The 18,248-nt window shown below is 69.0% G+C and carries 17 protein-coding genes; 7 read left to right on the top strand and 10 right to left on the bottom strand.

Going from position 1 to position 18,248, the window contains the following annotated elements:
• Positions 1 to 87: 87 nt before the first annotated feature.
• Positions 88 to 1,326 (top strand): MAB_1171c family putative transporter, encoded by a 1,239-nt coding sequence (locus tag HDA40_RS10425; protein ID WP_253754412.1) that lies wholly within the window; start codon positions 88 to 90, stop codon positions 1,324 to 1,326.
• Positions 1,323 to 2,057, top strand: coding sequence for an oxygenase MpaB family protein (locus HDA40_RS10430; RefSeq protein WP_253754414.1), 735 nt, complete (start codon positions 1,323 to 1,325; stop codon positions 2,055 to 2,057). Before HDA40_RS10425 ends, HDA40_RS10430 begins: the two co-directional genes overlap by 4 nt.
• Before the next feature lie 67 nt (positions 2,058 to 2,124).
• On the opposite strand, the gene HDA40_RS10435 is transcribed toward HDA40_RS10430, so the two are convergent.
• Together HDA40_RS10435 and HDA40_RS10440 are read right to left on the bottom strand one after the other, a co-directional pair.
• Entirely contained in the window at positions 2,125 to 2,769 is a 645-nt protein-coding gene (locus tag HDA40_RS10435; protein WP_253754417.1) for a hypothetical protein, read from the bottom strand.
• Positions 2,766 to 3,212: a helix-turn-helix domain-containing protein gene (locus HDA40_RS10440; RefSeq protein ID WP_253754419.1), complete on the bottom strand. Its 447-nt coding sequence runs from the start codon at positions 3,210 to 3,212 to the stop codon at positions 2,766 to 2,768. The genes HDA40_RS10435 and HDA40_RS10440 overlap by 4 nt, the downstream gene beginning before the upstream one ends.
• A gap of 304 nt (positions 3,213 to 3,516) precedes the next feature.
• Between HDA40_RS10440 and HDA40_RS10445 the strand changes: the two genes are divergently transcribed.
• Positions 3,517 to 4,410, top strand: coding sequence for a helix-turn-helix domain-containing protein (locus HDA40_RS10445; RefSeq protein WP_253754421.1), 894 nt, complete (start codon positions 3,517 to 3,519; stop codon positions 4,408 to 4,410).
• Positions 4,411 to 4,686: 276 nt separating this feature from the next.
• Here the strand turns inward: HDA40_RS10445 and HDA40_RS10450 are convergent, their stop codons facing one another.
• The 8 genes from HDA40_RS10450 to HDA40_RS41410 all read right to left on the bottom strand — a co-directional run bounded on the left by HDA40_RS10450 (position 4,687) and on the right by HDA40_RS41410 (position 10,343).
• Positions 4,687 to 4,983 (bottom strand): hypothetical protein, encoded by a 297-nt coding sequence (locus HDA40_RS10450; protein WP_253754423.1) that lies wholly within the window; start codon positions 4,981 to 4,983, stop codon positions 4,687 to 4,689.
• A 93-nt stretch (positions 4,984 to 5,076) separates the two neighbouring features.
• The gene (locus HDA40_RS10455) at positions 5,077 to 5,676 is read right to left on the bottom strand and encodes a hypothetical protein (protein WP_253754424.1); all 600 of its coding nucleotides are present in this window, start codon (positions 5,674 to 5,676) and stop codon (positions 5,077 to 5,079) included.
• A 102-nt stretch (positions 5,677 to 5,778) separates the two neighbouring features.
• Entirely contained in the window at positions 5,779 to 6,297 is a 519-nt protein-coding gene (locus tag HDA40_RS10460; protein WP_253754426.1) for a hypothetical protein, read from the bottom strand.
• Between the two features lie 150 nt (positions 6,298 to 6,447).
• Positions 6,448 to 7,506: a hypothetical protein gene (locus HDA40_RS10465; protein WP_253754429.1), complete on the bottom strand. Its 1,059-nt coding sequence runs from the start codon at positions 7,504 to 7,506 to the stop codon at positions 6,448 to 6,450.
• Positions 7,503 to 8,672, bottom strand: coding sequence for an aminotransferase class V-fold PLP-dependent enzyme (locus HDA40_RS10470; RefSeq protein WP_253754431.1), 1,170 nt, complete (start codon positions 8,670 to 8,672; stop codon positions 7,503 to 7,505). The genes HDA40_RS10465 and HDA40_RS10470 overlap by 4 nt, the downstream gene beginning before the upstream one ends.
• Positions 8,669 to 9,370: a tryptophan 2,3-dioxygenase gene (locus tag HDA40_RS10475; protein ID WP_253754433.1), complete on the bottom strand. Its 702-nt coding sequence runs from the start codon at positions 9,368 to 9,370 to the stop codon at positions 8,669 to 8,671. The genes HDA40_RS10470 and HDA40_RS10475 overlap by 4 nt, the downstream gene beginning before the upstream one ends.
• Before the next feature lie 87 nt (positions 9,371 to 9,457).
• A complete protein-coding gene (locus HDA40_RS10480) occupies positions 9,458 to 10,129 on the bottom strand; it encodes a peptidoglycan-binding domain-containing protein (RefSeq protein ID WP_253754435.1) in 672 nt (223 codons plus the stop codon).
• Positions 10,130 to 10,220: 91 nt separating this feature from the next.
• Entirely contained in the window at positions 10,221 to 10,343 is a 123-nt protein-coding gene (locus tag HDA40_RS41410) for a hypothetical protein (protein ID WP_275978217.1), read from the bottom strand.
• A gap of 188 nt (positions 10,344 to 10,531) precedes the next feature.
• On the opposite strand from HDA40_RS41410, the gene HDA40_RS10485 reads away from it, so the two are divergent.
• From HDA40_RS10485 to HDA40_RS10500, 4 genes are all read left to right on the top strand, one after another.
• On the top strand, positions 10,532 to 11,857 hold the full coding sequence (locus HDA40_RS10485; RefSeq protein ID WP_253754437.1) for an ATP-grasp domain-containing protein: 1,326 nt from the start codon (positions 10,532 to 10,534) through the stop codon (positions 11,855 to 11,857).
• Positions 11,854 to 13,110 carry an MFS transporter gene (locus HDA40_RS10490; RefSeq protein WP_253754439.1) on the top strand — a complete coding sequence of 419 codons (1,257 nt, stop codon included), beginning with the start codon at positions 11,854 to 11,856 and terminating at the stop codon, positions 13,108 to 13,110. Before HDA40_RS10485 ends, HDA40_RS10490 begins: the two co-directional genes overlap by 4 nt.
• The gene (locus tag HDA40_RS10495; RefSeq protein WP_253754441.1) at positions 13,107 to 15,314 is read left to right on the top strand and encodes an Hsp70 family protein; all 2,208 of its coding nucleotides are present in this window, start codon (positions 13,107 to 13,109) and stop codon (positions 15,312 to 15,314) included. Before HDA40_RS10490 ends, HDA40_RS10495 begins: the two co-directional genes overlap by 4 nt.
• A 156-nt stretch (positions 15,315 to 15,470) precedes the next feature.
• Complete coding sequence (locus HDA40_RS10500) at positions 15,471 to 18,137, top strand: AfsR/SARP family transcriptional regulator (protein ID WP_253754443.1); 2,667 nt, start codon at positions 15,471 to 15,473, stop codon at positions 18,135 to 18,137.
• The last annotated feature ends 111 nt before the right edge of the window (positions 18,138 to 18,248 follow it).

Raw genomic sequence — 18,248 nt, forward strand, 5'->3', positions numbered from 1 at the left:
GCCACGAACTGCCAGTTCATGGCGAAGCGGTCATCGGCCGTGCCACCCTCTTTGCGCATCAATATGTGCGTGACGGGGAGGTCTGTTGTGGAACACGGTGAGAACATCGCCTTCATCACGGTCGCGGTCGTGACGTGGCTGGTGGTGGCACGGATGGCGATCTCCCAGATCAAGGACCCGACACCGCAGCGGGCGTTCATCATCGTCGCCGGCACGCTGCCCTCGTTCTCGTTTCTGGCTGCCGCACCGGCGGTGTACCACCGGCTCAACGACCTGGTCGGGATCCCGAATGTCGCGATCTTGATCGTGTACGGCGGGGTGCTGGCCTACCCGACGGCCATGGCCGCGTTCTTGATGATCGTCGTGCGGGGAGCGCGGTTCTTCTTCAGCCGCCGGGCCTGGATGTGGGCGACCGGCTATCTGAGCACCATCGTCGCGATGTGTGTTCTGTTCGCCCTGGCTGACGTCGGCGTCGACGCTGTCGACCCGACCGGGTTCGACAAGATGTACGCCACCGAACCGTATGCGAGCTGGATGCTGATCGTCTACCAGCTGTATCTGGCGGTCGGGCTGGCGGTGACCGCACCCTACTGGTGGCAGTTGAGCCGTCAGACGGCCGAGCCGTGGTTCCGCCGGGGAATGCCGTCCATCGCGATCGGCTCGTGGCTGCTGCTGGGCTACTGCATCCCGAAGATCGCCTACATGGCGCTACGTCAGGCCGATGTGGAGGTCGACGCCCTCAACACGTGGGCGCCGCTGGCGGCGGTGGCCGCGGCGGCGTTCAACACTGTCGGCTACTCGTTGTGCGCGCTGGCGCCGGTGTCGAACTATCTAGCCCGCTGGCAGGCCTATCAGCTCATCGCACCGCTGTGGCGGCTCGTCGTCACCCCGTTCCCGGAGGTCGTGCTCCACGGGTGGCAAGGCCCGGCCAACCCGCGGCTCGCGGTGCGCCCTGGCCGGCTGCCGACGCTGCTGTATCGGCGGGTCGTGGAGATCAACGACGCGCGGCTGCAACTGAAGCCCTATTACGACGCCGATGTCGCCGCCGCGGCACGGGCGCAGGCAGGTGCCCTTACGCTGGAAGGCATCGATGCCGACGCGACGGTGGAGGCGGCGATGCTGCATGCCGCGCTGGCCGCCCACGCCGCTGGCACGCTGCCGGTGCGGCCGGCCACCCGCGAGGACCTGAAGCTGGCCGAGGCGTGGGACGACCCGGACGGCAGCCAGGCCGCCGAGGTGCGCTGGTGGACAGCCGTCGCCCAGTTCTCCCAGTACCCTCCACCGGCTCGGCCTGTGCTCGGCCAGACAGCGGCGAGCACCTCGTGACGCCGAGCCAGGCGCATTCGATCTATCGCGATCTGGTGTTGTCGCGGCTGCCGGCTGATATGAGGGTCGGGTTCTTCCTGGCGTTCTGTCGCACCTTCGGGGTGGCGTCGATCGGCGGGCTACTGGCCTCGACCGGGCAGACGATCGAGCACGCCCGCCGGCGTGCCGCAGGCACCCGCGACACGATGTACGCCTTGTTCCGGCATGGCTTCGACGAACCGGAAGGAGCCGCCGCCGTGCAGCGGCTCAATCGGGTGCACAGCCGGTTCGCTATATCCAACGACGACCACCGGTATGTACTGGGTTGTCTGGCGGTTGTGCCGACCCGGTTCGCCGGCAGGTTCGGCCTGCGCGCGCTGACAGGTGAGGAGATCACCGCCACGCACGTGTTCTATCGGCATCTGGCCGGGTTGATGGGCATCGAGTCGGTCCCCGACACCTACGAGGGATTCGAAGCGTGGTTCGACGCGTATGACCGCGATCATCTGGTTGCTCACCCGGCGGCCGGGCCACTGGTGTCGGTCAGTCGTCGGCTTCTGGTGCATCGGGTGCCGTCCCCGCTGCGGCCGCTGGCGGTGCGTTTTATCGACGCGGTCCTCGGTGAACGTCTTCGTGCCGCCGCCAGCATCGACCGGCCCGGCTGGCCGGTCCGGGCATCGTTGCAGGGAATGGTCCGGCTGCGGCGGTTGCTGCCGCCCGCCACGACTGCCGCCGTGATCTCGCCCAGATAGCGCCGGCCTCCGATAAGACCGAGTCTCGCTGACGGCAGCGTCGCGCCGATGGCGTGCGCGGGGTGGGCTACCAGTGTTTGGGGCGGGCCTCGGCCAGGCCCTCAGCTAGCCGGGTCAACGACTGCGCCATGTCGGCCGGCACCTCGAAGGTTCCGCGCACGGATTCGGTGATGGCGCCGACCTTGCCGACGAACGTGGCGAAGTACTCGGCTTCCTGTTCCTGGTCGGCGGTGAACGCGCTGCGGCCCAGGACGCGTTGCAGCGCGCCTGGATCGAGGTTCGGCATCGCCGCGCGCAGGAACTCCTCCCCGAACGGGCCCACGCCCTGGTGGTCACAGAGCATGTGGCCGAGCTCGTGCAGGACGATGTGGTTGCGGTGCAGCCGTGAGGTGCCGCTTTCGTAGAACACGTAGTCGGTGTCGGTGGTGCCGATCCACAGCCCGCATGGGCTGCGGGACTCCGTTTCGACCGGCACCAGCAGGATGCGCCGACCGCGCTGCTCCTGCAGGCTGGCGCAGAAGGTGTCCATGTCGAACGGCTTGGGGACCTCGTAGCGGCGGACGAGGTCCTGGAATCGCTTGCGCATCGGCGACCGGCCGCGGCGGGAGCCGCTAACCGACGCCCACCATGGGCTTTGCCACGGCCACCAGGCGCGCAGGCACAGGTCCGCGCCGTCGAGCAGCACCCGTGCGTCTTGCGGCTGGCTGGTCATGTCGCGGTGTCCTGGTTGCCACGACGGTGCAGTTCGGCGGAGATGAAATCGGCGAACACCGACAGCTCCGCTGTGGACAAGTCCTTCATCCGGGCTGCCATGACGGTCACATTGGCCTCGCGCATCTTGCGCAGCAGTTCCAGCCGGTCCAGATCCGCTTCGACGCCAGCCACCACCGGCGACCAGTCGGGCTCGGTGAAGTAGCCGGCGGTCACCCCGAATGCCTTGGCGAGCTGGTCGGCGACCTTAAGGCTCGGCTGCCGCTGGCCGCTGGTCAGGTACTTGACGTGCGTCTCCGATATCCGTGTGCCGGTCACCTGCGCGACCAGGTCACACACCTCCTTGGCCGTCATCGCCGCGTCTCGCTGCAGCGGCCTGAACCGTTGCCGTAACCGGTTGAGCCGTTGCGCGAACCGGTCAGGATCAGCGGTCGGGATATCCATGAACATGAGCCTTCCTGACCGGTGTGGAACGTTCCGAGCAAGCTCTGAGCTTGGCAGATGTTGTTGCATTCGTAGGTGCGAGTCTATAGTGTTCCCCTTGTGGCGTCACTATTGTGACGCGTTCCACCTTCGATAGTCACCATCGTGATGGATGTGAGTGGCGCGGTTGTCGCGGTGTTGCGATCCTCGCGATTGCCCGCTCCTCCCGGTGTCCCGGCTGGTGGCCGTGGGTGCGGTTCAGAAGAACTGGCGGCGCCGGCGCCGCGGTGTGACCGTTGCCGGCACGGGGGTGAAGGAGATCGCGATGGCCGCTTCGCAGAGCGAGCTGGAACCGGACGTTGATCGACAGACACAAGTGCGCAAGTTGCTGCAGAAGTGGCGGCGCAGGCTGCTGCGCAGCGAGTTCCCGCAGCTGCCACCCATCGGCCGCGCGCGGCCGTATGAGCATGTCAGCCAGGAGGACATGGCGCTGCTCACCGGTGTTACCGCCCGCTACTACAGCGATCTGGAACGCGGTGAGCGACGCAACTTCAGCAGCGGCTTTCTCGAGCGGGTCGCGACGATTCTGCGGCTAGACCGCGGCGAGCGGGACACGATCTTCTGGCTGGTCAAGTCTCAAGACCCACCGCCGATCCCGGGCCGTCATCTGCACCGGCCGACCCAGCCTCCGCTGACGCCTGGCATCCGCGCGCTGGTCGTCAGCCAGCCGTGGCCGGCGTTCGTCGTCGACGCAGCGTGGGAGATCCTGCTGGCCAACGAGGCGACCGCGATGTGGTTCGACGGTCTGGCGATCGAGGGCAACTACATGCGGTGGATGTTCCTCAACCCCGCGGCGCAGTGGCAGATCGGCGAGTGGCAGGAGATCGCCCGGCTGATGCTGCGGCAGCTGACAGCGCAGCACGCCCGGCTGCCCCACCACGAATGTATCCAGAGCCTTATCCAGGAAATCCTGGACGGCTCGGAGGTCGCCCGCCGCTGGTGGAGGTCCGATCCCGGAGTGTGGCTGCACGAGGATGGCAACGAGCGGACCCTGTTCCTACCGACCGAGGTCGAGCCGGCGAAGCCGACCATCGCTGAGATCGTGTCGATGGAGCCATTGCGCGACAGCCAGCTGCGCGCGTTCTGGGTCGTGCCGCTGGACGGATATGTGCCCGCCGACTGCGCCGAACTTGTCGCGGTCGCCCGAGCCGACCGGTAAACCTCGGCCCACCTTTCGCCGGACATGGCCGAACCAGGCACACCCCGTCCCGCCGGTAGCTACGATCCGGCCCGAACAGGATCGCGGCGACTCAGCCGACCTGCTGCCCGCACACCGTCATGACCTGGTGCCGGTTCGATCGCAGCCGGCCGTGCCTGGCTGCGATCGAGCCTTGCCGCAGCGGATTGCGTCACATCTAACTGAGGTGCAGGCAGATAGCCGGTATGTGCGACGCCCATCGTAGGGTGGCATGCATCAGGATCACGGTGCTGCCGGTCAACCGTGATCGCCGCTGCCAGCGGCACGGAGCAGGTCGCGGACAGCAGTGCCAGCGATCGTGGTCACCGTAAGGTCGTGATGCGCGGCGAGCACGGCACGGATGGCACGAACGCTAAGCTGCAGCCCGTAGATGCTTACAGCCGAGCCGATAGCCGCGACGGCTGACGCCGCCACCGGATGGTCGAGTTGGCAGATGACTGCTGCGGCCCCGCAGCTGAGCACGCCGGCAAGCGCAAGCCGCAGGCCAGCTATACACAACCGGTACTGCGGCAAACGGCGGGCCTGGGCAACCATGCGGGACACCGTAGGTCGCTGCCGGTCAAGACCACAGTCACCGGACCGAGTGAACGACATGACCCGATGTCTATACCGGCCGCCGGCAACCAATCACCGGGCCGTCGCGGTCTTACGCGCGTTGCGGATCCAGGCGTAGGCGGTGTGCCGGGGCACACCGTAGTGGTCGCTGATGATGCCGGCGTTCTCCCCGGCTTGCCGCAGTACCTCGCCGAAGTCCTCGGGCATCCGCCGGTACGCCCTGCCCGCCGACGCGGTGGCGGCACCGCCCTTCCGCGCTGCGGACTGGGCGACCGATGTGGCTGCTGGCTTGGCAAGCGGCGCCCGGTCCGGTGTTGGAGACATCCGCGTGCCGGCCTGGTTCGTCGCCACCGCTGCGACGTTGGAGGACGTGGACTCGCGCCGATTCGCGCGACGACGGCTTTCCTCTGCCCGGCCGGACCGGCCGTCCGGCGGCGGCGTGCGTGCGATGCGGCTCGCGGGTTCTGGATTCGGCGCTATCGCCGCGGTCACCGCGGCGACGATCTGGTTCAGGTCGAGGACCGGCAGCCGGGTGGGGTTCAGGCCGCCCGTGTCTCCTGGTGTCAGCCGGAGCTCACGTACCGCCGCGACCTCACCATCGATGTCGAGCCGCATCGCTGTGGTGGGCAGATGCGGATCATCAGGGGTGAGGGTCACCGTGTACACCGTCATGAGCCTTGCCTTTCTCCGAGCGGCGGGTTTCGAAGCGCCCGCCGACGTGTGTCTCTGGTGCGGGGTGGAGGTTCTGTGCACGGCCGCTGGCGGCGGGGATAGTTAGCCGACGTTGAGCAGGAGGTGGGCCTCGTTGAGGTGTGCGGCGGCGAGCTGTCCCCGGTCCGCGGCGGCGATGAGCATGTCCGCTAGCAGTTCGGTGGTCGCCGCGGGCATGAGGCTGCTGGCGGGGTGTGCCCGGTGGCGGATGTGACGGGCGATGTGCTCGGCGCTTTGCACGATGTGTCCTTGGACGAGGTTGAGCCCGGTCAGCAACTCGCTCAACAGGTTCGGAGTGAGTGGGCAGTCCCCGGAGCTCAGCCTGGCGGTGAGGTGGTTCACGCAGGCGGCCGCCAGCCGAATCGCCGCCGTTGCCGCGTCTTCGCCGGCAACGGCTGCGGAGCCGAAAACGCTGTCTGCCAGGCCCTGCAGATCCTCGCCTGACGGGTTGTCGCCGGCGGCGGAGTCGGGCAGGTACCACGCCCGGCGCAAACCCAGCTCTGCGGGTGCGTGAATGGATGGTGGCTGGCCGGTCGCCGGATGTGCGGTGCTGCGGATGCGGGCCTTACGGGCATTCCTCATCGGCTGACCTCCTCGGGTTGTGTGAGGCCGGGTAGGTGGCGGGTGGCGTCGAGGTAGGCGACACCCTCGGTGGCGCCGGTTCCGGGGGTGGCCGGGCCGAGCGTGCGGCGGGCGAGCGCGATATGGGTGGTGCGCCACCGGTGGACCCCGTCAACGAAGCCCGCGAGGGCATGCCATAGCCGCTGCGCGTGTTGGGCGTCGCCGATGCCGGCGATGGCGTGTGGCAGGGTTCGCTGCCCGTTGTGGGTAGCCAGATGCCGTATCTGGGGCATGCCGTCGTAGGCAGCCGACGTGAGGCGGGCAGACGGCGGCGGGCCGCCGGCGAGGACTTCGACGAGTTTGAAGGCGGCTGATTGGATGGCGCTGGCGCCGTCGGTGTAGACGCGGAAACTCGCCGAACGCTTGCCGTTGCATGGTGGCGATCAGGGAAAACAGCGGGCGGGTCTCACCGAGGAGCGCGGTCGCCTCACCGATCGCGGCGATCGCCTGGTCGTTCCGTCCAGTGTTGATCTCGTCGACGGCATGGGCCAGCAGGACTGCGAGCTGCGCGAAGGTGACCTCGAAGGATTGCAGGACCCGGATGAAAAGCCACTCGTCGTGAGCGCGATAGACCGGCATCATGGTCAGCGGCCACCAATGCCGCTGGGCGGTCGTGGAGCGGTCTGTCACCGCCTGTGTGAGCAGTCCGGCGGCCGTGTGCGGATCGCCCGGCGGGTCCAGGCAGACGCCCAAGAGCCGTTGGGCCGGTGCCGCTACCGCTCGCAGGGCCAGATGTGCTCGTTTGGTGCGCAGCTCAGGGTTTGGCCGCAGCAACGGCAGCCGGCGGTCATCGGCGTCGTTGTCCAGGCGCAGTTCGAAGTCGAGGATGTCGGTCAGCAGCCAGCACACGAGCAGGTCGCGGTTGGCCGCGGCAGGACGCGGATCGACGCACCGGACGGCTGGATTAGGCAGGTCGAACACTGGTAGGGCGAGGTAGGTGTTGTAGTCGTAGCGGCCGTCGAACTTGTCCAGGGCGCTGTCGAGCCACCGTTGCCGTAGCTCGCCGTCGAGCCGACTGGAGGGCGGGTCGCCGCGTTGCCGGTCGAGGTGACGCAATAGCCCTGAGGGCAGGAAGTGCTTGCCGACGCGGTGGCAGATGGCCACCGTCGATTCGGCGGAGAACACGCCTGCCATGGGGTCGCCGCTCGTGATGGGTTCGCTGATGGTCATGCGACTCTCCCCACACCGGCGGCTGCTGCTGTGCGGGTGCTGCGGTGGGCTTCGATCGCGTCGCACAGGGTGTTGACGTCGTCGTGGTTGTTGAACGCGTGGAACGCGATGCGCAGGATCCCGGCCCGGGGTGCGGTGAGGATGTTGTGCCGTTCCAGCCAGTGGGCCAGGGTCTGCGGGCTCGCGTCGTGCAGGACCAAGTGCGCGCCGCGGTGTTCGGGGTTGGGCAGGGTGAGCCGTTCGCCGCGGGAGCGCAGGCGTTGCGCGGCGTGGTTGACCAGACCGGTGACGTGCTGGTGGACGGCTGAGAGGTCGAGGCGTCCGATCATCTGCAGGCCGGCGACGGCGCCATAGATCGCGGCGACGGCGGGGGTGCCGGTTTCCAGCCGGCGGGCCGACGGCGGCCAGTCGAGGGTGAGCGGGTCGAAGTCGAACGGCTGCTGGCGGGCCTGCCAGCCAGTCAGGGTGGGTTTGGGTCCGGCAGCTGGGCGCCGCACATACAGAAGCGCCAAGCCCGGCAGGCCGAGCAGGTATTTCGACGTTGCGGTGACCAGGTAGTCGCAGTCGAGGCTCGCGACGTCGACGGGCATGACACCGACGGCTTGGCTGGCGTCGACGAGGAGCTTGGCGCCGACGGCGTGGGCGTGGCGGGCGAGGTCGGCGATCGGCAGCCGCAGCCCGTCGCGGTAGGTGACCAGGGGGGCGCACACGATCGCGGTGCGTTCGTCGAGCACAGCCCGGTAGGCGTCAACGGGGTTCGTGCCGGGTGGGGTGTCGACGAACACCACTTCGCAGCCGCGGACCTGCTGCGCCAGCCACACGTGCGCGATGCCGGGGAAGTCGGACGCGCAGACGAGGACCCGGCGTCGGGCGCCGCGCCAGCGTTGGGTGGAGGCGACCTGGTAGGCGCCGATCGACACGTTCGGCACGAGGGCGATTTGCTCGGTGGCTGCACCCAGCAGGGTCGCGGCGTGTTCGCGGACGTAGTCGGCGGTGTTTTCGAACTCGGTCCAGGCCGGGCGTAGCAGGGCGGCGAGCACGGCGTGCATGGCGGCGGTCATCGGTGTCGACGGCGGTGCGATCGAGCAGGTCGCCAAGTGGACCCGGTATTGCAGGTTCGGGTGCAGTTCGCGCATTTGGTCGAGGGTGAGGTCGGGTTCGTTCACGGCCGCCCACCCCGCTGTGTGGCGCCGGCCGTGGTGCCGTTGTGGGTCATCAGGAGCCGGACTTGCCACAGCATCGCGAAGGCCCGCGTGCCGATCGCGGTGGCGAGTACGTCGACGGGCATGCCGCCGGTGCCGGTGCCTCCGGACCCGATGAGGCGGGCGGCGACCAGATGGTGGTGGAAGCGCCACAGGGCGATGCCGCTGTCGAGGTCGATCATGGTTTCAGCGAGGCGGTGCACCGGGTCTGGTTCGCCACTGCGGTAGACGTCGACTATGTCGACGTCGGCACGGACGAGGTAGGCGCCGAAGACTTCATCGAGGCGGGTCAACGCTCGCCGGATGTGCTGCCACGCCGGCGATGCCGCCGCTGTGCTGGTGCCTAGGTGTGGGCGCAGCACGTGGTAGTCGTGCAGGGTCAGGCGGCCGAGCAGCCGCAGCACGCCGGTGGTGGCGTCGACGGTGGCGACAGCGCGGGCCAGCAGCCGCTCGGCTGCTGACGGCTGGTCGCGGCCGAGGTGAGCGATGGCACGGGTGATGTCCTCGACGGCGACAGACAGCAGCAGTTCGTTGACCTGGTGCACGGTCTGGAACAGGCCTTCGTCGGGGTGCACGCGCTGATCCTGGGGTCGTCGCAGCGACAGCAGTTCCGGCAGCCGCATGTAGTCGGCATAGGCTGCGGAAGGTGGTACGGATGGCACGACCGTTCTCCTTTCTCGATGGTGATGCCCGGGTTGGGCGATGGCAGTGCTGCCGGGCGGTGGTGTCCGCCCGGCAGCCGGGCGGGTTTAGCCGTTGAGGGTGTGGCAGTAGGTGCTGATCGACAGGCCGTCGTTGTCGATCTCGCCCTTGAACCGCATGTTGGTGGCGGTCTGCGAGCCGTAGATGCCGTCGGCGGTGATGCCGTGGTAGCGCTGGACCTTGGTCAGGGCGGCTTTGGTCTTGGAGCCGTAGACGCCGTCGACGGTCAGCTGCGCGAAGCCGAGGTTGTGGCCGCCGACCCAGTGGATGCTGTAGGTGCTGTAGCAGGCGTTGAGGGCGCGTTGCAGTGCCTTGACGGGTTCACCGGTCGCTCCCGTGCTCATCAGGCATGACCAGCGCGGTGTCCCGTCGCTGTAGCGGGCAATCGGTGTGGTGATCCAGTAGTGGAACGGGGTCCAGGTCCGGATCCATGGGCTGTACGCGGCGGCCAAAGCGGCGTCGCCGTTGTAGTCGTACTTGGCCCACAGATAGGACGTGGTGCAGCGTGGTGTGCTCGCCGCGGCGGCCGGTGTCGCGGTGACGACGAGGGCTCCGGCGGCGGTGGCGAGCGCGAGGAGCAGGCCGGCGATGCGCCGGCGGCTGCGCCCGTGTGTTCGCCGTCCGTCGTCACCGTCGTGACCCGGTCGCGGCGGCCGCGGCGCATGTTGCATCGGCTGCGCCTGCGGGGTGAGCTGGGTTGTGCCGTGGTTCTGGTTCATGACGGGGCCTCCTTGGGACAGGGGGCTTTGCGGGCACGGCGGATCGCGGCCGTGCACCGCGCGGCCGAACAACGTGGGATCGAAATTGCGCCTAGCGCGCGGCTCCGGCGCGCTGGCGGGAGCGGCGACTGCGCGGGTTGTGCCGCAGGAACGCCGCTGCGGCGGGCAGGCCGAAGCCCAGCCGCGCCGCGTACCGCTTCCTGATCTGGCCCATCTGCGATCAGCTCCCCGGATTGAGGTGGCGAACACCGCCACCCTCCAGAATGTATAGCGCATCTAGAAGAGAAGCGCTATACAATCTTGGCTAGATTGCAATACAATCTTGCGCTTCCGGGTGTGTCCACACCGGAAAGCCCCACGCCTTCATCGGGCCGTGTCCGCACCGCCGTGCGCGATTCCACCGTGAACCCCTCGCCGCGCCGCGCCCTGCGACGCCAGTGGAAGGAACACCTCGCCATGACCGTGCTCGTGCTGTCCAACCAGACCGACACCCTCGAACGCGCCCTCAACCACGCCGGACACGACGTCCTCGTCTGCCTCACCGAGGCCAACGCCGCCCTGCGCGCCGCCATCGACCCGCCGTATCAGGTCGTCACGGTCGACCGGTGGACCGCCTACGACCAGATAGCCGACCTCGCCCGCACCCTGCGCGGCCATGTCGACCAGGTGGCCACCACATGGGAAGGCGCGATCGTCGCCGCCGGCCTCCTGCGGGATCTGCTGGACCTGCCGGGCCAGCGCACCGGCGACGCGGTCGCCGCCACCGACAAAGCCGTCATGAAAGCCCGGCTCGCCGACGCCGGCGTGCCGGTGGCCCGGCACCGCATCGTCACCACCATCGACGACATCGCCGTCGCCGCCCGCGACCTCGGCTGGCCCCTGGTGGTCAAACCCCTGGCCGGATTCGGCTCGACCAACACCCACGTCGTCTACACCCTGTCCGACCTGGACTCCATGCGCCCGGTCCTCGACAAGCCGGTCGCCGCGTCGGCGTTCTTCGCGACCGAACCGGCCTTCACCCCGCTGACCGAGCAACGCGGCATCCTCGTCGAGCAGTACGTCGACATCCACCGCGAATACCACGTCGACGCCTGCTGGACCGGCGGCGAACCCGTCTACCAGATCCCTGGCCGCTACAACGTGCCGCCACTGGCCGGCATGGGCGGCGCCCTCGGCTCGGTGCTGCTACCCGCCGACGGGCCTGAAGCCGGCCCGGTCGTGCGGCTGGCCGAACACGCCGCCCGGACCCTGGGCATCCGCGACGGATTCACCCACACCGAGATCTACCTCGACTACGCCGGACGCCACATCGTCGGCGAGGTCGCCGCCCGCCCCGGCGGCGGCGGCATCCAGCGCAGCCTGCACCACGCCTACGGCCTGGACATCGCAACCCTGCTCGCCCACAGCGCCGCCGGACAACCGATCAAAGCCGACCTACGCCCCCGGCCCGGCGTCTACGGCTGGGTGGGCCCCTACGTGCCCGACGGCACCATCACCACCATCGGCGCCCCCGAAGCCATCGAACGCCAGCCCGGCGTCATCGAAGCCACCGTCAAAGCCAAGACCGGCGGGGTCGGTGGCATGACCGGCACCGGCCTGTGGGCCGGCGCCGCAGGGTACGCGTTCCTGCGCGGCTCGACCGTCGAGCACGTGCTGCAACTGATGCCCCGCGCCGTCGAAGCGTTCGCCATCCGCGTCACACCCACTCGACCGGAGCTGCTGCGATGAGCACCACCACCGTCATCGCCCAGGTCGTGTCCACCCCCGACGCAGCCTTGGAAACCGCCGGCTGGTGGGCCCGCCGCTTCGGCGGACTACCCACCACGTTCTGGCGGCTGATGGCCGGAGTCGGCGCGGCCCGGCTCGGGTTCGTCGTCGTGCCGTTCCTGGCCTTCTGGCTCACCAGCGACCAGCACTACACGCCGGTCCAGGTCGGCTGGGTGATGACCGCGTTCGGCACCGGCTGGATGATCGCCATGCCTCTCGGCGGGTGGCTGGCCGACCAGATCGGCCGCCGAGCGACCATCACCACCACCGCGGCGTGCGCCGCGGGCAGCTACCTGCTCCTCGGCGGCGTGCACGGCCTACCGGCCACCATCGCCGCCGCGCTTCTGGTCGGAGTCGGTTTCGACGCCTACCGGCCCGCCGTCCAGTCCACCATCACCGACACCCTTCCCAACACAGATCGCGGCCGCGGGCTCGCTCTGCTGTATCTGGTGATGAACCTTTCCCGGCTGGCCGCTTGCGCTCTCGGCGGACTATTGGCCAGCGGCGCGGGGTTCCGGTGGCTGTTCACGGCCAACGCCGCCGCCAACCTTGGCCTGGCCGCCGTCGCCTGGCGGGTCGTCCCGGCCCGCGAACCCCGCCCCACCCGGCCGGTACGAGCACGATCGGCAGGCTACGGCTGCGTGTTCGTGGGGTTCACCGCGATCACACTCGTCTTCTACACCGTGCACATGCAGAGCATGGTCGCCCTGCCGGTGATGCTCGGCCACGCCGGGGCCACCCCAGCGCTCTACGGACTTCTGCTGGCCCTCGACCCGCTCGTGGTCGTGGTCGTGCAACTCGTCGCGCAGCAGTGGCTCACCCGCACACCCACGCTTCTGGTCAGCGGACTCGGCGTCGCCGTCGTCGGAACCGGACTCGCCCTCACCGGACTGAGCCCCAGCCTCGGCTGGGCTGCGGCCACCATCCCAATCTGGGTCGCCGGCGAGGTCGCGTTCCTCACCGCCGCACCCGCCGTCATCGCCACGCTCGCCCCAGCCGACCAACGGGGCCGCTACTTCGGCATCTGGGGCGCCACCCAAGGCACCGCAGCCGTCGCCGCACCCCTGCTCGCCGCCGCAGCCGCCGGATCAGACCTGCTCTGGATCGCCGGCGGCATCAGCGGACTCGCCGCGGCGATCGGCTGCCTCGCACTGCACCACGCAACCACCCACCGCGGCGCCGCACCGGCTTGCCTGGAAGGACCCACAGCATGACCAACTATCCCCGCCAGTCGATCTTGACTCTGCCGTACGCGGCAGCGGCCCAGATCCCGGCAAACCCGCTGTCGGTGCCGGACCCTCCGTCGACCGCAGACGCCGCCACAGATCCGGTCCGCCTCACCGACCACGGGTTAGCGCACGGCGCGGCCTGGCCAGCGGCCGGCACACGATCTGCGGCAGCGCGGCTGGCAGTCGACGTCGGCGCCGACAACACGACCGCGCTGCTGGAGATCGACCAGCGCCGCATCCCGCTGCTGTTCGATGGGCAGCTCGCCCTACCGACTCCGCGCGCGGACGTACTCGGACGCCTGATCGATGTCAAAGGCGCGCTGCGGCCGTCCGGCGACGCCCACCATCACAGCTCCGAGCAGGCCGTCTACCAAGCTCTGCTGCAACGAGTGGTCGCCGCGGCCGACACCCCAATCGCGCAACTGGTACTCACCGTGCCCCCGACCTGGGGACCACGACGCCGCGACCTGATCCGCCAACGCGCCGCCGACGCCGGACTGCCCACACCGGTCATCGTCAGCGAAGCCGCCGCCGCAGCACAGGCCACCATGCCGCACACCGCCGAAGCCGACACGGTCCTGGTGTGTGACCTCGGCACCACCGGACACCTCACACTGCTACGCCGAACCGACCGCGGCTGGAACCAGCTGGCCACCAACAGCTCCGACACCTACGGCGGCCGAGGCCTCGACCAGGCCATGGCCCACACACTGTCCCCCGACGACGCCGACGAACCCGCGCTGCTGACCCGCTGCGCATCCGCCCGGCTAGACCTGCAAACCCAGGCAGCAGTGCTGGACGATCCCGGGCCGACCGCGATCCGCATCCCCGGCCACGACCTGGCCGCCCTCTACCACCTCGACGACCTCGTCCAGGTCACCACCACCGCCTGCGAGCAGCTCGTCAACGCAGCCCGCGACACCCTGGCCGCCGCCGACACCACACCCAACGCCCTGTCCGGGATCGTCGTACGCGGCGGCGCCGCAGCCGCGATCATCCCCGGCGCCGAACTCCGCGCGGACCTCGGCGTCACCCCCGTCGAACCCATCGACCCGCACCTGCTGTGCCACGGCGCCCTCTCCCTCGCACCCGCCCCTACCGCGCAAGCCGTCACACAGCCTGCGGAGTCGGCGGGCCGGCGATGGCTCAAACCCGCGCACTTGGCCGCGATCGTGCTCCCCTCGATCCTCGGCGCGCACCTGGCCACCCAAGAGATCGACGAAACGTTCACCTACACCGACAAGCTGCGCTCCTACCGCGACATGTACGACTACGAAAAGATCCAAGTGCTGTTCGACCGGCCATCGTTCGCCGTCGCCGGCTGGTGCCTCATGCTGTCCGCGATCGCAGCCGGCACCCTGATGACCAGCCTGCTGCACCGCCACGACATCGAGGAAGGCATCCCCGGCCGGCATGCGCGCCTCGGCGGGCAGGTACAGATCTACTCGGTGGTGATCGGGCTGGCTATCGTGCTGATGCAAGGAGTGCTCGGCTACGCGATCATCGGCAGCCCGCCCTTGGACGTACCCCGCTTCCCGGTGATCGCCCTCACCGGAGCCGTCGTCCCCGCGGCGATCGTCTTACTCGTCGGGCTGCTCGCACCGCTGTCCAGACGGCTACGCATCCACGGCTGGGCCGAACGGCTGCACCATCCGATCAGCGGGCCACTGCTGGCCGCCTGTGGCTCGATCGCCGGCAACCTCTACTTCGACACTCCACGCGTGCTCGACTGGGTGTCGCTACCACCGGGCGGCGGGCAACGCATCAGAGCCGTCCTGATCGGCGTCGCGATCGTCATCACCCTGGTCAACCACCGCATCGCCCGCGCCATCCTCGCGATCGTCCTCGCCCTCGGCGCATTCCTGGCAACCGGCGACTACTACACCGTGTTCGCCGCCGGCGACCAGCTCACCACCGCCTACCTCGCCGTCGTCGCATTCTGGTGGATCCGTCAAACCGCCCACATCGCCCTCGACGCCCATCCCCACGGGTTACGCCGCATGTGGGACTCGATCAACCAGCAGCCCGGACCCGCATCGCCGCCCACCCACGAGGCGACCGCCGGCAGCACCCCAGCCCCTACCAATACCCCGACCTCGCCGACATCGGCCGCTTCCGGCCTTCTGGCATCCGGGCCGGCCGGGGCAGATCCCGCACCCGCCGGCCACGACACCAGCACCACGGTGTGACCCCGGCCGACTCCGTCCACACCCGCACAGGTCCCGGGAACGCCGACTATCCACTGTGGTTATCCACATCCCTGTGGATAACCACAGGGCGGGTCGGAACACCGCCCGCGACCAGCGGCACCGCACATCAGAGGATCTCTTCAGGGGTGATCGACAGTGGCAGCCAACACCTCGCCATGGACACGACTGGCCCGCGGTGTGCGCGCCGTGGTCAACACGATCTGCAGCCTGACGGTCATGGCCGGGTTCGCCTGGTTCCTGGTACGGCTGTCCGGCTGGCCGCTACCCGACCATTGGCCCACCCGCGCGGAGTGGATCGCGCTGCTCGACGATCCGCTGCAGGGCAGCTTTCTGCGCGATCTCGGGGCCTGCACAGGGTGGCTGCTGTTGCTGCTCATCGTCACCGCCCTCGCCGTCGAGATCATCGCCCGGCTGGCCCACCGCCGCTGGCCGCGGCTGCGGCTGCCCGCTCCGTTGCGGGCGTTGGCGGCCGGCATCGTCGGCGCCAGCATCATCGGCCTGATCACCGGCCCCGCCCACGCCAAAACCACCAGCGGACCAGCCCAGAAACCACCAGCAGCGACCGCCGTCGTGGCCACCCCGGCCACCATGCATCCGTCCATCGTCAAGACGACGAACACGACCGGCAAGGTCACATTCGTGGTCAAAGGCCAGCGATATCACGTCACCGTCCGCCGCGGCGACACCATGTCCACGATCGCCCGGCAGTGGCTCGGCAACGCCGACAGGTGGCCAGAAATCTGCCGGCTCAACAAGCATCGCCATTTCGCCGCAGGTGGAACCCTGCGCGACTGCGACCTCATCTATCCCCGCTGGGACCTCAAACTCCCCGCCGACGCCGTCCCGCCAACCGGCGCGATACCAGCACACAAGCCGACACCGAATCCACCCACGACCACACCACCGGCCACCGATCCGGAACTGCCGCCCCGCCAGCCACCCGTCACACCGACGATCCCGACGCCATCGCCGAGCATCACCACTCCCGCCACCGTCGACCCCGACGGCGTCGTCAACCTCGAAACCACTGCGCCATCGAATCAGGCCCCCACACCTGATCGCAGCGCCAGCAGCAAGGCCACTGCCGCCCGCTCCGCACACACCGCAGCCGACAGTTGGCTGACCTATACGCTCGCCGCCGCGCTGCTGGCTGCTGCGACTCTGGTCATCCGACGCCGAAGGCTGGCCCGCCAGAGCTCCCGCGACCGTGCTACCAGAACCGGCCAACCACGGCCGCTGCCCTACATCGCCACCCTCGCCCGGCACCTACTCCGGCTGCCAGACTCCTCCACCCGGGCAGCACACCGAAACCAGCCTGACGACGAGACCATCGCCCTGCCTGCCGAACTCGGCCCACCCGACACTCGGACATCGGAGCCGGCCGCAGTCGGCGCCGTCGGGATGGTCGGGCCCGAAGCAGTGGCCGCCACCCGCGCGGCCGTCATCGCCGCGCTGTCGCCCGACGGCGACAACCCGCCAGGGCACGTCATCACTACCACCGAAACCATGCAGGCACTGCTCGACGACCGTGCCGTCGACACGACCGGCTGGCCCCATCTGCACATCTGCGACTCGGTCGACGACGCTCTCGACGAGATGCACGCCCAACTCCTGGCTACCCGCCGCACCCTCGACGATCCAGTCTCCACCCACCCGACCGTCCACCGGACGCTGCTGGTCCTCGTCCCGCCGCTGGACCACCACCAAACCGATCGAATGCAATCGCTACTCGAGGCGGCCAGCACCTCGGCGGCTGTCCGCATCGTCGGCGACTGGCCCACATCACAATGGATCGCCGTCGACGGAACCACCGACGGCAACGGCCCAGGACAAGCGCAGCTCACCGCCGCGGACACCGTCGACGCCCTGCACCTGATCCGCGAAGCCACCGCTGGACCCGCCACCGCGCCACCACCCGACCTCAGCGCAGGCGTCACCCGGGGCGCTGGGGACGGGGAACCTATCAAGCTACCGCGCGAGAATGGCTACACAGCGGCCGCCGTCGGCGCTGTGCCTGGCCCCGACGGCGACGACAAGGCAACCCTGCAGGTCCTCGGACAGATCGCCTTCGGACCTGACCGACCTGGCACCCGCCCACACCTGCGCGGCAAAGCAAAGGAACTCGCCGTCTACCTCGCGTGCCGGCCCAACGGCGGCGACGTCAGCATCATCTGCGAGATCCTCTACCCCGACTCCACCGTCGCCAAGTCGCTGACCAGCGTCCAGCAAGCCGTCACCAGCCTGCGCAGAGTCCTCACCTACCACACCACCCTGCGCGGCAACCCGATCTTGCTGTCCGGCGACCGGTACCGGCTCAACCCCGACCTCGTCGACGTCGACCTATGGCAACTCCACCGACACACCAGAGCCGCAGCCGCAGCCACCGACCCACACCAGCGGCAAACACACCTCGAACACGCCACCAGCCTCGGCGCCACAACCCTGGCCCCCGAACTCGACGCCGACTGGATCGAGGCATACCGCGTCACCACCACCGTCACCATCGTCGAAGCCCACACCGCCCTCGCCGACCTCACCACCCCCCATGACCCCGAACGCGCCACGGAGCTACTGGCCACGGCCATCTGCGCCGACCCCGGCAACGAAGCGCTTTACCGCCGCCACATGCGCCTGCTGGCCAGCCTCGGCATGACCGACGCCGTCCACGCCACCATCCGCAACCTCACGCAGGTCCTGGCCGACCTCGACACCGCACCCGAGCAAGCGACGCTGGACCTGGCCCGCGAACTCCTCGACGCAAAGCCGAACCTCGCGGCCTTGGCTCCAACCGGCGCAGCATGAACACCCACATCGATCGGCACCACTCCCCCAGCAAGGACACGAGCGACTCGAAGGTGGTATGCGAAAGGGCACGGCCACTCCCACAGGGGGCCGGCTACTCGGCCCGGCGAG

This window comes from Hamadaea flava, assembly GCF_024172085.1.
In the GTDB taxonomy this organism is placed as follows: domain Bacteria; phylum Actinomycetota; class Actinomycetes; order Mycobacteriales; family Micromonosporaceae; genus Hamadaea; species Hamadaea flava.